The sequence below is a fragment of the Smaragdicoccus niigatensis DSM 44881 = NBRC 103563 genome, from assembly GCF_000380645.1.
In the GTDB taxonomy this organism is placed as follows: Bacteria; Actinomycetota; Actinomycetes; order Mycobacteriales; family Mycobacteriaceae; genus Smaragdicoccus; species Smaragdicoccus niigatensis.
In genome coordinates, this window is record NZ_AQXZ01000019.1 from 813,610 (window position 1) to 827,609 (window position 14,000).

Genomic DNA, 14,000 nt, shown 5'->3' on the forward strand with positions numbered 1-14,000 from the left:
ACCTCCCGGGATTTACTTACCCCTTTGGCAAGAACCCCACTCGCTCATACACCTGACCGAGCGTGCGGGACGCGACCTCTCGCGCACGATTGGCACCGTCCGCCAAGATCCGGTCCAGTTCCGCCGGGTCTGAAAGATACTGTTGCACGGCCTTCTGTACCGGCGTCACGAAATCAACGAGCACGCCCGCTACGTCGCCTTTCAGGTCGCCGTATCCCTTTCCGACATAACCCGATTCGAGCGCCGGAATATCATCACCGGTCAGCGCACTGAGGATTGTGAGCAGATTGCTGACGCCCGGCTTGTTCTCCATGTCGTACCGAATTTCACGCTCGGTATCAGTAACCGCCGAGCGCACTCTTTTCGCCGAAACGTTCGGATCATCGAGCAAATTGATGAGCCCGGAATCGCTCGCGGCCGACTTCGACATCTTCGAGGTCGGGTCCTGGAGGTCGTAGATTTTCGCGGTGCCCTTGACGATGTACGCCTCGGGCACGACGAACGTCTTCTTGAAGCGCGTGTTGAAACGCTGTGCGAGGTCACGCGTGAGCTCGAGGTGCTGGCGCTGGTCCTCACCGACCGGAACGAACTGCGGGCGATAAAGGAGGATGTCCGCGGCCATCAGCACTGGGTAGGTGAACAGCCCGACAGTGGTGTTCTCGTTGCCCTGCTTGGCGGACTTGTCCTTGAACTGGGTCATCCGCGACGCCTCGCCGAAACCGGTGATGCAGTTCAGAACCCATGCCAGCTGCGCATGCTCGGGCACATGACTCTGCGCAAAGATCGCCGAGCGCGACGGATCGACGCCGAGTGCAAGGAGCTGCGCGGCAACTGCGCGAGTGCGATAAGCCAGCCGCTTCGGATCAAATGAAACGGTGATCGCGTGCTGATCCGCGATGAAGTAGAACGCGTCGAACTCGTCCTGGAACGCGACCCACGACTTCAACGCACCGAGGTAGTTGCCGAGGTGGAACGAATCACTCGTGGGCTGAATCCCGGACAGAACGCGCTGCGGAGCGGCAGGAGCTGGACTCGACATGCGTCTGATCTTCCCATGCGAGGATCGCGTCCCTGCAACTGCTTTACCGTGGGCAAAATCTTGGGATAGGTCCGCAATATCGCCCATAGAACCGACGTCGCTGCCTACAACCCCAGATCATCGGCCTGCGCCACGATCGCCCGCCGGCTCGCCAGCCCAAGTTTCATGAGGATCGCCGAGACGTGGTGGTCCGCGGTTTTCGGCGAGATGTACAACCGCGCAGCGATCTCATTGTTCGATAAACCGCGGGCGATGAGACGAGCGACATCGAGCTGCCGGTTGGTGAGTCCGCCGGGGTTCGCGCGCGTCGTGCCACGCGGACGCTGCGGGAGAACCGTCAGACCGCCTTGGCGGAGCGCCACCCGCAGTCGATCGGCCGTGCCGACCGCGCCCAATCGATCCAACAGCGCAACCCCACGAACTCGGTCGTCGGTCGCCGGAGAATCCGTCCAGCACATGGCCTCCGAGAACGGATCACCCGCCAGATGCCACCACGATGCCGCCTCGGCGAAATGTCCGCCAAGCGAAAGTCGGTAAGGCTCCGCCACTGCCACGTCCGGAACGGCAAGCTCAACCCGCCGCAGCCACACGGCAAGGTTGCCGGCCGCCCACCCGGCACCCGGGGCCGACGCAAGCCTCGGCAATTCCGCGACGGCGATCTCGGACACGCGCTCATCGACTCGATCGGTCATCCAGGCGACTTCCGCCAACGCCGCGAGCACCGCCAGCCGCCGAAGAGGTTCGTCGAGCCGGCCAGCGAGGTCCCAGGCGTCATCGAGTTCCGCGAGCCGGGCCTCTTCTCCTCGGCGCAACGGCACCAGAGTCTTCACCACATGCGGCCACAAGGTGGCGATAGGCATCCCGTCCGCGTCGAGCACCGCCGCCGCGTCCTCGAGAGCGGCACTCCAATGCCCTTTCACGAACTGCAGCCTCGACCGCACCGCCGTCTGCCAATGCCGACAGATGGGGATATCGCGCTCAACGGTGAAGGGAAGCGACTCCTCGAGCACCCTCTCGGCAGCTCGGTATCGTCCGTGCTCGACGTCGAGATTGACGATGTTCGAGTACACCGTCGAGGCCAACTCGTCGAAGCCCAACACCCGCGCGGCTTCCATGTGGTCAAACAGGCGGGCCCGGGCATCGTCGTCGCCGCACACGAGGTTGTTCGCGTCGGCGACAACGCGATTGCGCAATCGCAGAAACTCCTGTGGCCGCGTGTGCTGCACATTTCTGGCCTGGTCAAGACAGTCCCGTGCCAGCTCGGCATCGCTCCGCATGTAGGCCAGATAGGCGCGCGTCGTGCGCGCTTGGCAGTAGGTCACATCGGCCCCGATGTCGCCCGCGATCGCTGCGGCTCGGTCCAAATGGGCTTCGGCGCGACCGCGCTGCGCGTTGTAGTACTCGTAGACGGCGACGGCCGCATGCGCCTTCGCGAGCCCGTCCACGTCGCCCGCGTCCTGCCAGATCGGGAACGTTTGGCGCACTGACTCGATCGCCTCCCGGAGTCGGCTGACCATGTACTGCTGGAATGCGAGCGCGAGCAGCAGGTCAGCGCGTTCCATCGGCGCCCCTGCCCCCAGGTGTTCGAGGGCGATCTCATAGAACGCCACCGCCTCGGAGTGCGCGCCGGATCGAATCGCCTCTGCCGCTGCCGCTTTCGCATACAACGTAGCGCGTGAACGATCCCCGGACGCGACCGCGTGGTGAGTCAGAACCGCCGGATCGCAGTAGTCGAGCCGTTCGAGCGCCTCCAGTAATCGAGCATGCAGACGGCTCGCGCCACCAGGCGGGATAGTGCTTTCGATGGCCCGACGCGCGAGCTCGTGGCGAAAGACGATCCCCTCCCGCCTTCGATCGATCAGCGTCGTTTCGGTCAATCGGCGCAAAGTCGGGAGGTCGATTCCGAGCGTCGGCAGGACGCGATCGCCGAGCCGGTCGGGTGCGGTGGCCATCAGCTGCAACACTTCGAGGTCCGCAGCAGACACCTTCGTCGTGTGAGCGAGAACGGCATCCCGCACCGACCCCGGAATCGGCAGGTCGGGTTCCTTCGCAACTTCGGTGACGAAGAAGGGATTGCCGCCCGTCACCGAATGCACTTCGGCGGGGTTCAGCCCGGTCCCGCCGAGAAGCTGGGCCACCGCGTCGACGCTCAACAGCGGCAGCGGGATCGTCGCCAATCCGTCAAGGACCGCAACATCGCCGAGCAACGGCCGGGCGGGGTGCCCGGCCCCGATTTCGACATCACGAAGAGTCATGAGCAAGACCAGCGGCATCGCTTCAATCCGGCGGGCCAGGAATCGCAGTACACCCACCGACGCCGCATCCACCCAATGCAAGTCCTCCACGACCACAACCGACGGTTCCGCGAGCATCGCCGCGTACACCTTCTCGCAGACCTCGGACAGCAGCATTTCGGTGTTGCCGAGATCCAAACCGACAACGGCCGCAAGGTCTTTGAACGGTCCCAGCGGCCGCGGAGTATCGAGCGGATCGCATTTCACACGCAATATGCGAGCACCGTCGACGCGCGCACAGGCCGCATCGACCAACGTTGTCTTGCCCGCACCGCTGTCACCGGAGATGGCAAATCCGCTGCCCTGACGTTCTGCCGTGAGCCGCGTGATGGCCGCGCGAAGCTGCTCGAGTTGTGAATCGCGCTCGAGCAGCTGCACGTCGCCAGTGTAGGTCGCTACCGCTGTTCCCACTGCGGACCGAATTCGTGAGCGACTGCCGTGACCTTGTTGGCCGGAAAGCCGCCGCGACGAGCGTGTTCGAAGATCGCTTCAGCGTCGTCGGCCTCGTGGACGCAGTAGATCTTGTCGCCGGCCACGTAGCTGGTGACCCAGTTGTACGGAACACCCAGCGACGCGACGGCGGCGTTCGAGGTGGTGGCGATGTCGACGAGCTGTTCCTCGGTCAGCTCGGCGGCATTCGGGATTTCGCGTTCGATGACGAAGCGGGTCATGGCGGGCTCCTTGGTTGTGATGTCCGAACCGGGTTTTCGGCTCGATGCACTCACCCTTCCGCCGATTCCGGGTCAGAACATCGGGAGGTGTTCCCTACATTTCGCGACAGCTCCCCACGCTCGAGATAGGTCGTTTCTCCCGATGTCATGACGCGTGCGCAGCCGGATCGTTGTCGATGCCGGCAACCGCCGGACCCAACCCATAGGAGAAACGATGTCCATCGCATCGAAAATCAGACGAGCCATCGCCGGGGCGGCCCTTGCTACTGCGCTGGCGGGACCCATGATGCTGGCCCAGGCTGCCACTGCGAATGCACTGCCGATCAGCAACCTGCAATCCGAGTGCCGCGGAGCCGGCGGCAGTTGGTACGTCGAATACACCTCGGGCGTTCTGACCGGGTACCAGTGCTGGTACCGCGACAATCACGGAAATCAGTACGTCGACTTCTACGACCGCCGCGGCAATTACTACGCGACGGGCTAGCGGTACTGCACCGTCACCGGCGCGTGGTCCGACCAGCGCTGGTCATAGGCGTCCGCACGCTCGACCCGAGCATCCTTGGCGCGGTGGGCGCGATCCGGGGTCGCGAAGTGGCAATCGATGCGCCAACCAGCATCGTTGTCGAACGCGCGGCCCCGGTACGACCACCAACTGTAGGGACCCGGCGTCCCCGGGTGCAGATGCCGAACGACGTCAACGAACGGCGCATTGGGACCCACAACCGAATCCAGCCACGCGCGCTCCGACGGCAGGAATCCCGAGTTCTTCAGGTTGGTCTTCCACGCCTTGATGTCCAGCTCGGTGTGCGCCACGTTCCAGTCACCGCACACGACATACTGCGATTCGTTTCGAAGCATGTGCGTGCGCAGAGCCGCCAGGAACTGCTCTTTCTCGTCCTGACGTGGCGTGCCGGCATCACCGGTCGGGACGTAGACGCTGGCCACCGTCAAGCCGCCGAAGTCGGCCTCGAGGTAGCGACCCGACAGGTCGACATCACCCTCGAATCCGACTCGAACCGCGTCCGCCGGACGACGGGACAGAATGCCCACGCCCGCGCGGCCTTTGTCCGTGCACTCGGTGTGCACGAAATGCCAGCCTGCGGAGATCGCAGGCTCCAAGGCCTTCTGGGCATCGGCATCGGTCGCGCGGACTTCCTGCACACACACGAAGTCGGCTTCGGTTGACGCCAGCCAGTCGAGCAGGCCCTTGCGAGCAGCCGCGCGCACACCATTGACGTTGATCGTCGAAACGATCGCCGGCGTGGGGAACGACAACCCCGGAGAATTCACCTCAGTTCGCGCCGCAGGTTCTCGTCCAGAGTGCCGAGGAACTCCTCAGTGCTCAGGTAGCTCTGGTCGCCGCCGACGAGCAGTGACAGATCCTTGGTCATCTCGCCATGCTCGACGGTCTTGATGACGACGTCCTCGAGCGTCTGCGCAAAGCGAATGACGTCCGGGGTGTTGTCGAGCTTGCCGCGGTGCTCGAGTCCACGCGTCCACGCGAAGATCGAGGCGATCGGGTTCGTCGACGTCGGCTTGCCGGCCTGGTGCTGGCGGAAGTGACGCGTGACGGTGCCGTGTGCAGCCTCGGCCTCACACGTCCGGCCGTCCGGAGTCAACAGCACCGAGGTCATGAGGCCGAGCGAACCGAAGCCCTGCGCCACGGTGTCCGACTGGACGTCACCGTCGTAGTTCTTGCACGCCCAGACGTAGCCGCCCTCCCACTTCATGCAGGAAGCGACCATATCGTCGATGAGGCGGTGCTCGTAAGTCAGTCCAGCAGCATCGAATTCGGACTTGAACTCGTTCTCGAACACCTCCTGGAAGGTGTCCTTGAACATGCCGTCGTAAGCCTTGAGGATCGTGTTCTTGGTCGATAGATAGACCGGATAGTTCTGCTGCAAGCCGTAATTGAGCGAGGCACGCGCGAAGTCGACGATCGACGACTTGAAGTTGTACATGCCCATGATCACGCCACCGTCGGCCGGCAGGTGCACGACCTCGTGCTCGATCGGGGCGCCGCCGTTGCTCGGCGTGAAGGTCAGGGTGACGGTGCCCTCTTCGAACACCTTGAAGTCAGTGGCGCGGTACTGATCACCGAACGCGTGACGGCCGATGATGATCGGCTTCGTCCAGCCCGGAACCAGACGCGGGACGTTCGAGATGATGATCGGAGCGCGGAAGATCGTGCCGCCGAGGATGTTTCGGATCGTGCCGTTGGGCGACTTCCACATCTTCTTGAGGCCGAACTCCTTGACGCGGGCCTCGTCCGGGGTGATCGTCGCGCACTTCACGCCCACGCCGTGCTTCTTGATGGCGTTCGCGGAGTCGATCGTCACCTGGTCGTCGGTGGCGTCACGATGCTCGATGCCGAGGTCGTAGTACTCGAGGTTCACGTCCAGGTAGGGGAAGATCAGTCGATCTTTGATGAACTTCCAGATGATTCGGGTCATCTCGTCGCCGTCGAGTTCGACGACAGTGCCCTCTACCTTGATCTTCGCCATCGGTACGCGAGTCCTCCTCGGTGGGTAACCGCCACTGGCCATTCTTGCCAAGCGTGTACGAGTTCGTCTGCCTTATGGGCTGACTTCGTCCTCAGCCTAAAGCCTTCGATGCGAATTCGTCTCCCCACCCCAAAGCTCTGACCTCACAGTTCAGCTCGGAATATTGTGCGTTTCCGACATGCCCTAAGATCGGAGTGTTCACCGCGACGCGCTTTCTGCGCCGCTACAACTAACAGGGACGGTCCAGGCTTGAGGCTCGAGCAGAATTGCGACGCCGACAGCACCGCATTCCCGAGTGGTGACGGCAAGCTAGCCATCGTTCCGATCGGCTCATTGACTCTCGAAAGCGGTGCCGAACTCCCCGCGGTCGACGTTGCCGTTCAATGCTGGGGCGCGATTTCCGCAGCCCGCGACAACGTCATCCTTGTCGAGCACGCACTGACCGGCGACTCGCACGTCACGGGCGCACCAGACGGCCTGCACCCGCTTCCCGGCTGGTGGGACGGCATGGTCGGCCCGGGCCTCCCCCTCGACACCGACAAGTACTGCGTCCTCGCGACGAACGTTCTGGGCGGTTGCAAGGGCACCACCGGACCGAGCTCTATCGCGCCGGACGGACAGGCCTGGGGTTCGCGGTTCCCCATGATTTCGATCCGCGACCAGGTGCTCGCCGAACGTCATCTCGCGGATGCGCTCGGCATTGACAAATTCGTGTCGGTCATCGGCGGATCGATGGGCGGAATGCGTGTCCTCGAATGGATGGTCGAGTACCCGACTCGCGTCCGATCCGCGCTTATTCTGGCGGTCGGCGCTCGTGCAACAGCCGATCAGATCGGCACGCAGAAGACCCAGATGGCCGTTCTCGCCGCCGATCCGGACTGGCAGGGTGGCGATTATCACGGCACTGACCGTGTCCCGCGCACCGGACTCGGGCTTGCCCGCCAGATCGCGCACCTGACCTACCGCACCGAATTCGAGCTTGACGAGCGCTTCGAGAACAATTCACAGCCCGGCGAGAACGCCTTCGACGGTGGTCGTTTCGCGGTGCAGAGCTACCTCGAGCACCAGGCCGACAAGCTGGTTCACCGCTTTGACCCGGGCAGCTACTACGTTCTCACCGAAGCGATGAACCGCCACGACGTCGGGCGCAATCGCGGTGGCGTGGCGGCCGCGCTCGAGGCCACCGACGTGCCGTGCGTTGTCGCTGGCATCGATTCCGATCGCCTCTACCCGCTGCGCACGCAGCAGGAACTCGCGGACCATCTGCCAGGCTGCCGCCAACTGGAGGTCGTCGCGTCGCGCTTCGGACACGATGGCTTCCTCACCGAGTTCGATGCGGTCGGCAAGCTCATTGTTGAGACGCTGACGCTCGCTCGCTAGCGGCGCGGAGTTCAGCATTCTCCGCGGTCAATCGAGCAATCTCTTCCTTTAGTCGCCCGACGGTGTCGGCCACGGCCTGGGCCGGAATCAACTGCGGAATGTGCTTCTGGCAGTTCCAACTCGTCGCCTCGACGTCGATCACCATCGCCCGCTCGGGGACGGCTCGATAGTTGTCGGGCATCAGCTTGGCAACCAATTCGGAGTCCTCGCTGACCCGCACGCGCCCGAAGATCTTGAGCCGGACTTTGTGCAGGTAGTCGACGAAGATCAACGCGACTCGATCGTCGTCGGCGACATTTCCGACGCTGATGTACTGGCGATTTCCACGGAAATCAGCGAATGCGATTGTCCGGTCGTCGAGCACCTTGACGAACCCCGCTGGGCCCCCGCGGTGTTGCACGTACGGCCAACCATCGGAGTTCGTCGTTGCCATGAAGAAGCTGTCCCGTTCGGCGAGGAACGACATCTCCGGATCATCAAGGGGGCCGAAGCTGCCGACCGTCGCGTCGCCATAGCCATGCTCATAGGCGCGACGGCTGCCCTGTCGAATCTGCTCAGCTTGAACTCCGGGCGTGAAAGCAATCGCCGCGTATCTGGTGTCCACGTCTAATCCTAACGCTTTGACACATTAGAATTAGTCCCGTGGTGAGAACGTATCCACTCATTGGCGAACCCGCCGCACTCGATCTCGTGAACACCCTTGTTCGTCGGGGCGGCCCGCAGCAGACGGACTTGATCGCGACCGATCGGGACTTGGCGCGTTGGCTCGCGGCACGCGGCAGTTCCGTGGAGGCCGATCTCGCCCAAGTGCACAAGCTGAGGGAATGCTTGACCGAGCTCATGGATGCTCGCGTACTCGGCACGACGCCCAGCCCGGCAGCGATCGCCTACCTCAACGAAACATCGAAGGGGTGCCCGCCGGAAATCGTATGGGCAGCGCGGCCCCGACTGGCCAGCGACAACATCATCAGCGAGTGCGTGTCGACCGCGTTCGCGCTGCTCACGGCACCCCATGGCGCCATACGCCCGTGCGCCCATAGCGAGTGCACACTACTGTTCGCGGCTACCAATGCGCGCCGACAATGGTGCTCAGCCGCCGGCTGCGGAAACCGGGCGCGCGCAATGCGCCACTACCAGCGCAGCGCCCACGTCTAGTGTTCGATCGTCACGCAGTTTCCGGTGTTGTAGCCCCCGCTGTGATCGGCCTTCAGCTGGTGCTGACTGTTGCCGATCCGGGCGCAGACCTTCGTGTTGCTGCCGATCACCTGCGCGACCTCGTCGGCGGTGAGCACTGCCGGATCGGTGTCCTTGATGACCCATTTCCCGGGATACGCGGCCTGCGTTCCCATGGTGTCGGGATCGGGGGTCGTTCCGTCACTGCCCCAGATGTGAAGGTGGTAGCCGCCGTTGATGTTCGGCGTGGTGCCCGCCCACTCCGCCGTGTACTGGATGACGAGTTGCCCGTCGACGATCTTTGCGCTGGTCAGACAGACCCAGAGCGGATTGCTCTTGATGTCGTCGGTACACTGCTCGTCGGCCGGCAGCTCGGACGTCGTGGCCTCGGAGTCCGACGTCATGTCCATGGTCATCGATGACTCACCGCTGCCGCCGGAGCTCTTGTCCGAGTTGTTAAGCGTGTACCAGGTGCCAGCTCCCGCGGCGGCGAGCAGCGCGACAGCAGCGACGGCGAGCGCGGCCTTCTTGCCGCCGCCACCCTGACCGGACGACTTGCCGCCGTTTGCCGGAGGTCGCGGAGAGCCTTGCGGCCGCACGTTCGCCATCGCGGCAATAGGCGGTGGTGGTGGCGGGGTGACGCCCTGTGCCGGGGTTCGCGGGCTGGCCACCGTCTCGCCCGAATCCGACCTGCTCGGGGGCGCCGAGCTGAGGACCGTCTCGGCCGAGTCCATGACGGGCGGCGGGGGTGGCGGTGGCGGCATCGCGGTTCCGGTCAAGGCCGCGCGCGCGGCAATGGCCAGGTCTTTGCAGCTCTGGTAGCGCGCATCCGGTGACTTGGCCATGGCCGTGGCGATGACGTCGTCGATGGCCGCCGGCAATTCGGGGCGAAGGAAAGTCGGTCGTGGCGGCGCCTCGGTGATGTGCGCGAGCATCACGGCCGCCATGTCCGGACGCGGGAACGGCTTCGAACCGGTGAGGAGCTCGTAAAGCGTGCATCCCAGCGCGTAGATGTCCGCGCGATGATCGATCGTTCCGGCTTGCAGAATCTCGGGTGCGGCGTAGCTGATCGTCGCGAGGATGCTGCCGGTGTTCGTGAGGTTCGTCGTGTTGGCCAGAGTGCGTGCGATTCCGAAATCGCTGACCAAGACGTGGTGAGCCGCTGGGTCGTTGTGGTCCCAGTCGCCAGTCAGGAGCAGGTTCGCGGGCTTGACGTCGCGGTGCAGCATCCCACGCGAGTGCGCTCGGTCCAATCCGCGTCCGGCTTGCGTGACGATGTCAATGGCAAGGCTCGGATCGATGCCGCGGGGGCTCTCCGCGATCAGGCGCGAAGCATCGGTTCCGTCGATGTACTGCATTGCCAGCCACAAGATGCCGTTGTCTTCACCGGCGTCGTACACCGGAACGATGTTCGGGTGCGACAGCTGCGCGGCGAGATTCGCCTCGCGCTGAAACCGCGCGCGGAACGATTCATCACCGCCGAGATGCGGGTAGAGAACCTTGATGGCGTCATAACGCGGCAGCCGGGGATGTTGGGCGAGGTAGACCTGACCCATGCCGCCGGAACCGAGGAGCCGGATGATCGTGTATCCCGACACCGTGCTGCCTGGCTGCATGAACCCGCGCTCTTCCGGCATGCCTGTTCACCTATTCCCTCACGGTCTTGATAGCGGGAAGTGTAACCGTGTCGTGCTCTTCTTGATCAAGTGCGAACAGGACAAATCGCCAGGACCGCGAACCAGGCTCGGCCACTTGAGCTTCCGAAGACTCGTCAGGCCTAACCCGTACCCAGCGGATCGATCGTGTACGCAAGCCAAACGATCCCCGCACCGACGACTGCGAGCGAGATGCAGTCAGCCCGCTTGGTTCGGACGGCAAGTATTCCCACCCGCCACTCCGGCAGGGAGAAGCGCAGCCCCGCCGCGATGAGAGTTGCGATCCCGAAAACGAACGCGCCACGGCGCCAGCGATCCTCGAGAACCAACATGACCGCACCCGCCATCACCGCCACGACCAGCAGGATCGGCAGGTTGCAGACGACGTAGCGGGTGAAGCGGCTGGCTTCCGGCGGCTGCGTGGTCACGCGATTCCAGCCGTCCGTTCGGCCCGCTCGACGACGTTTGCCAGGAGGAACGCGCGGGTCAGCGGGCCGACGCCGCCGGGGTTCGGCGAGACGAAGCCCGCAACGTCCCAGACGTCGGCGGCGACATCGCCACGGAGTCCATCCGCGGTCCGGCTCACGCCGACGTCAAGAACGGCCGCTCCAGGTCGAACCATGTCTGCGGTGATCAGGCCGGCAACGCCCGCCGCGGCAACGACGATGTCTGCGCGCTTCACTTCGGCGGCAAGATCTTTCGTACCGGTGTGGCACAGCGTGACGGTCGCGTTCTCGCTGCGGCGCGTAAGCAGTAGGCCGATTGGGCGCCCGACCGTGACACCACGACCGACAACCACGACGTGCGCACCGTTGAGTGGAATGTCGTAGCGGCGAATGAGGTGGATGATGCCGCGCGGCGTACAAGGCAGGGGCGCCGGAGTGCCGAGCACGAGACGACCGAGGTTGACCGGATGCAAGCCGTCGGCGTCCTTGTTCGGGTCCATCCGCTCGAGAGCTGCATTCTCGTTGAGGTGCTTCGGCAATGGAAGCTGCACGATGTAGCCAGTGCATTCCGGGTTCGCATTGAGCTCGTCGATTGTTGCGTTGAGCTGTTCCTGCGTGATGTCGGCCGGAAGGTCGCGGCGGATCGACGTGATGCCGACCTTCGCGCAGTCGTTGTGCTTCCCGCGGACGTAAGCCGCGGAGCCCGGGTCGTCGCCGACGAGGATGGTGCCCAAACCAGGCGTGACGCCCGCTTCCTTGAGCACGGCGACCCGACGCTTCAGGTCTTCGAAGATCTCATCGCGGGTCATCAAGCCGTCGAGGCGAGTCGCAGTCACGACCCCGATTGTCTCAGATGAATTGGCGCATGCCCTTAGGCGGTTGCGCGGCTTTCGAGGCCAAGTTCGTAGAGCGCCTCAGCGATGGCCAGCTTGCCCAGGCCAACGGGCGCTCCGCGCCGAAGGTCCCGAATTCGGCGATTTACCGACGCAACATCCGACGGACCAGTCACGATGTGGTCCTTGGTTGAGTCGACGATTTTGCGCCACGTCGTTGGGTCAGCCATGAGACCGCCTCTCTCGCAATCACTTCGAGACAGAACGCTAGCCGAACTGTGATCTCTTTGCGTTGCAGGAGTGGTTGGCGAGTCGCAAGGGATTACTGTGGCAAAAAGTTCCGTCAATCGCAGGACGTCCGAGCCAGCCAACTGTGCTGCGATAGCCTCGTCATGTGTTCCGGCTGATGTTCCACCAACCCTGCATTCCACAGAACACGGGCAACGCGATCCGACTGTCGGCGGTAACGGGCTCCGAACTTCATCTCGTGAAGCCACTCGGATTCGACCTTTCCGAGCCGAAACTCAAGCGGGCGGGCCTCGACTACCACGACCTGGCGTCGGTGACCGTCCACGAGAATCTCGAAGCAGCGTGGGAAAAGCTCGAGCCCAAACGCGTCTTCGCGTTCACGGCGCACGCCGACTTCTCCTATGCCGCAATTGAATACGAACCCGGCGATATTCTGCTGTTCGGACCGGAGCCGACCGGCCTGTCGGCCGAGGTTCTCGCCGATCCGCATGTGACGGCCAAGGTCCGCATCCCGATGGTCCCAGGGCGCCGATCGCTCAACATCACCAACGCAGCGTCGGTCGTCCTCTACGAAGCCTGGCGCCAGAATGGCTTCACGGGCGGGGTCTAATCGGCGATCTCGAATCGCTTGATCCGCGAGGTCGCGCCCGCCACCAGTTGCACCTCGCTGCGGCTCACTCCGAAATGCTTCGCAACCACCGCGACCGCTTCGGCGTTGGCCTTACCCTCGGTTGCCGGCGCGCGGACATAAACAACCAGGCCGCCGTCGTCGAGCGTCTCGACCAGCGGCCCCTTCCGACTATTGGGCTTGATCTGGGCCGTTATTCGCATTCGTCTCCGAGGGCCGTGGAGCCGGAACCGGCACGCGCTTCTTGTTCCGCGCGTTGACCTTACGGACAATCCCCCAGATACCGAGTCCGATCACTGCGAAGACCGCCGCGAACGGCGTTACGCGTCCCAGCGTGACCCACAGCTTGTGTGCAGCGGTGGTCAACTCGTGCCACCCCGCCACAAGACCGCCCCAGAACGAATCCGGCTCGCTCGGCGGCCCCTGATCGACCGTCGAGAAGTCGAGCGTCAACGTCGACAGGTCGATCTGATCGTTGAGGCCGCGCAATTGCGCATTGAGACTGTCGAGGTCTGCCTGACGTTGCGACAACGCGGTCTCGATCTCAATGAGGTCCGAGGTTGCGGTGGCATTCGCGAGGAGCGTTTGGAGACGATCGACCGAGGTCTGCAGCGCCTTGATCCGCGCCGACAGGTCCTGATGCTGCATCGTCACGTCATTGCGCGAGACGGAGATGTTCGTGACGGTGCCGTAGTCGGACAGTTCGTCAATGAACTGATCCGTCTTGTCGGCGGGAACGCGCACAACGAGTTGGCTGCGCGCACGGCTGTCGGCGGTCTGCGGGTACGCGGTGCGTTGATCAACCCGCCCGCCCAGCGTTTGGACCCGAGTCGTCGCGCGATGGCTCGCATCGATCGGGTCCTTGGTGGTCAGGTAGACCGACCCGGTGACGATTTCCTTGCGCTGCGTCGTCGGCTGCGACCCATCCGCCGGAGTCTGCTTGTCCTGCGCGAGTCCGGCAGATCCTTCGGGCGCCGGCGCGCTCATCCCTTTCGTGCTCGAATCGCCGCCCTGGCTACCCGAGCAGCCGGCGATGCCGAAGCTGAGCGTTGCGAGAACAATGACAAGAAGTGCCACAGGCCGCGTCGTGCGCATGGACGCAGGGTACGCGCAATTCCTTAACGTCAG

Annotated in this window: 16 protein-coding genes; 4 read left to right on the top strand and 12 right to left on the bottom strand. The window is 63.8% G+C overall.

Annotated elements, in window-relative coordinates; genetic code table 11:
• Positions 1-16 precede the first annotated feature (16 nt).
• The 3 genes from trpS to F600_RS0125035 all read right to left on the bottom strand — a co-directional run bounded on the left by trpS (position 17) and on the right by F600_RS0125035 (position 4,004).
• Complete coding sequence (gene trpS, locus F600_RS0125025) at positions 17-1,039, bottom strand: tryptophan--tRNA ligase (RefSeq protein ID WP_018163414.1); 1,023 nt, start codon at positions 1,037-1,039, stop codon at positions 17-19.
• A 104-nt stretch (positions 1,040-1,143) separates the two neighbouring features.
• Entirely contained in the window at positions 1,144-3,711 is a 2,568-nt protein-coding gene (locus F600_RS0125030) for an ATP-binding protein (RefSeq protein WP_026306934.1), read from the bottom strand.
• Between the two features lie 17 nt (positions 3,712-3,728).
• On the bottom strand, positions 3,729-4,004 hold the full coding sequence (locus F600_RS0125035) for a DUF4242 domain-containing protein (protein WP_018163416.1): 276 nt from the start codon (positions 4,002-4,004) through the stop codon (positions 3,729-3,731).
• Between the two features lie 214 nt (positions 4,005-4,218).
• Between F600_RS0125035 and F600_RS0125040 the strand changes: the two genes are divergently transcribed.
• On the top strand, positions 4,219-4,488 hold the full coding sequence (locus F600_RS0125040) for a hypothetical protein (protein WP_156024818.1): 270 nt from the start codon (positions 4,219-4,221) through the stop codon (positions 4,486-4,488).
• On the opposite strand, the gene F600_RS0125045 is transcribed toward F600_RS0125040, so the two are convergent.
• Both F600_RS0125045 and F600_RS0125050 read right to left on the bottom strand, forming a co-directional pair.
• Positions 4,485-5,279: an exodeoxyribonuclease III gene (locus F600_RS0125045; RefSeq protein WP_026306935.1), complete on the bottom strand. Its 795-nt coding sequence runs from the start codon at positions 5,277-5,279 to the stop codon at positions 4,485-4,487. The genes F600_RS0125040 and F600_RS0125045 overlap by 4 nt on opposite strands.
• A gap of 11 nt (positions 5,280-5,290) precedes the next feature.
• Positions 5,291-6,508, bottom strand: coding sequence for an NADP-dependent isocitrate dehydrogenase (locus tag F600_RS0125050; protein ID WP_018163419.1), 1,218 nt, complete (start codon positions 6,506-6,508; stop codon positions 5,291-5,293).
• A 249-nt stretch (positions 6,509-6,757) separates the two neighbouring features.
• On the opposite strand from F600_RS0125050, the gene metX reads away from it, so the two are divergent.
• Positions 6,758-7,888: a homoserine O-acetyltransferase MetX gene (gene metX / locus F600_RS0125055; protein ID WP_018163420.1), complete on the top strand. Its 1,131-nt coding sequence runs from the start codon at positions 6,758-6,760 to the stop codon at positions 7,886-7,888.
• Here metX and F600_RS0125060 read toward each other — a convergent pair.
• The gene (locus F600_RS0125060) at positions 7,857-8,492 is read right to left on the bottom strand and encodes a pyridoxamine 5'-phosphate oxidase family protein (protein WP_018163421.1); all 636 of its coding nucleotides are present in this window, start codon (positions 8,490-8,492) and stop codon (positions 7,857-7,859) included. The two genes, metX and F600_RS0125060, sit on opposite strands and share 32 nt — an antisense overlap.
• Before the next feature lie 38 nt (positions 8,493-8,530).
• On the opposite strand from F600_RS0125060, the gene F600_RS30920 reads away from it, so the two are divergent.
• Positions 8,531-9,043 carry a CGNR zinc finger domain-containing protein gene (locus F600_RS30920; RefSeq protein ID WP_018163422.1) on the top strand — a complete coding sequence of 171 codons (513 nt, stop codon included), beginning with the start codon at positions 8,531-8,533 and terminating at the stop codon, positions 9,041-9,043.
• Here F600_RS30920 and F600_RS30925 read toward each other — a convergent pair.
• The 4 genes from F600_RS30925 to F600_RS0125085 all read right to left on the bottom strand — a co-directional run bounded on the left by F600_RS30925 (position 9,040) and on the right by F600_RS0125085 (position 12,225).
• Positions 9,040-10,698, bottom strand: coding sequence for a serine/threonine-protein kinase (locus F600_RS30925; RefSeq protein WP_018163423.1), 1,659 nt, complete (start codon positions 10,696-10,698; stop codon positions 9,040-9,042). The genes F600_RS30920 and F600_RS30925 overlap by 4 nt on opposite strands.
• A 140-nt stretch (positions 10,699-10,838) precedes the next feature.
• Entirely contained in the window at positions 10,839-11,144 is a 306-nt protein-coding gene (locus F600_RS0125075; protein ID WP_018163424.1) for a DUF3017 domain-containing protein, read from the bottom strand.
• The gene (locus F600_RS0125080; protein WP_018163425.1) at positions 11,141-11,998 is read right to left on the bottom strand and encodes a bifunctional methylenetetrahydrofolate dehydrogenase/methenyltetrahydrofolate cyclohydrolase; all 858 of its coding nucleotides are present in this window, start codon (positions 11,996-11,998) and stop codon (positions 11,141-11,143) included. The genes F600_RS0125075 and F600_RS0125080 overlap by 4 nt, the downstream gene beginning before the upstream one ends.
• 35 nt (positions 11,999-12,033) lie before the next feature.
• Positions 12,034-12,225, bottom strand: coding sequence for a hypothetical protein (locus F600_RS0125085; protein WP_018163426.1), 192 nt, complete (start codon positions 12,223-12,225; stop codon positions 12,034-12,036).
• A gap of 164 nt (positions 12,226-12,389) precedes the next feature.
• On the opposite strand from F600_RS0125085, the gene F600_RS0125090 reads away from it, so the two are divergent.
• Entirely contained in the window at positions 12,390-12,854 is a 465-nt protein-coding gene (locus tag F600_RS0125090; RefSeq protein ID WP_018163427.1) for a tRNA (cytidine(34)-2'-O)-methyltransferase, read from the top strand.
• Here F600_RS0125090 and F600_RS0125095 read toward each other — a convergent pair.
• Positions 12,851-13,075, bottom strand: a complete 225-nt coding sequence (locus F600_RS0125095) for a DUF167 domain-containing protein (RefSeq protein WP_018163428.1) — start codon at positions 13,073-13,075, stop codon at positions 12,851-12,853. The genes F600_RS0125090 and F600_RS0125095 overlap by 4 nt on opposite strands.
• Positions 13,044-13,967, bottom strand: a complete 924-nt coding sequence (locus F600_RS0125100) for a DUF4349 domain-containing protein (protein ID WP_026306937.1) — start codon at positions 13,965-13,967, stop codon at positions 13,044-13,046. Before F600_RS0125100 ends, F600_RS0125095 begins: the two co-directional genes overlap by 32 nt.
• Positions 13,968-14,000 lie beyond the last annotated feature (33 nt).

Excerpts from the sequence above, each read along its gene's own strand:
- F600_RS0125040 (WP_156024818.1), top strand. The coding sequence starts at position 4,219 with ATGTCCATCGCATCGAAAATCAGACGAGCCATCGCCGGGGCGGCCCTT.
- F600_RS0125085 (WP_018163426.1), bottom strand. The coding sequence starts at position 12,225 with ATGGCTGACCCAACGACGTGGCGCAAAATCGTCGACTCAACCAAGGAC.
- F600_RS0125050 (WP_018163419.1), bottom strand. The coding sequence starts at position 6,508 with ATGGCGAAGATCAAGGTAGAGGGCACTGTCGTCGAACTCGACGGCGAC.
- F600_RS0125035 (WP_018163416.1), bottom strand. The coding sequence starts at position 4,004 with ATGACCCGCTTCGTCATCGAACGCGAAATCCCGAATGCCGCCGAGCTG.
- F600_RS30925 (WP_018163423.1), bottom strand. The coding sequence starts at position 10,698 with ATGCCGGAAGAGCGCGGGTTCATGCAGCCAGGCAGCACGGTGTCGGGA.
- trpS (WP_018163414.1), bottom strand. The coding sequence starts at position 1,039 with ATGTCGAGTCCAGCTCCTGCCGCTCCGCAGCGCGTTCTGTCCGGGATT.
- F600_RS0125100 (WP_026306937.1), bottom strand. The coding sequence starts at position 13,967 with ATGCGCACGACGCGGCCTGTGGCACTTCTTGTCATTGTTCTCGCAACG.
- F600_RS0125095 (WP_018163428.1), bottom strand. The coding sequence starts at position 13,075 with ATGCGAATAACGGCCCAGATCAAGCCCAATAGTCGGAAGGGGCCGCTG.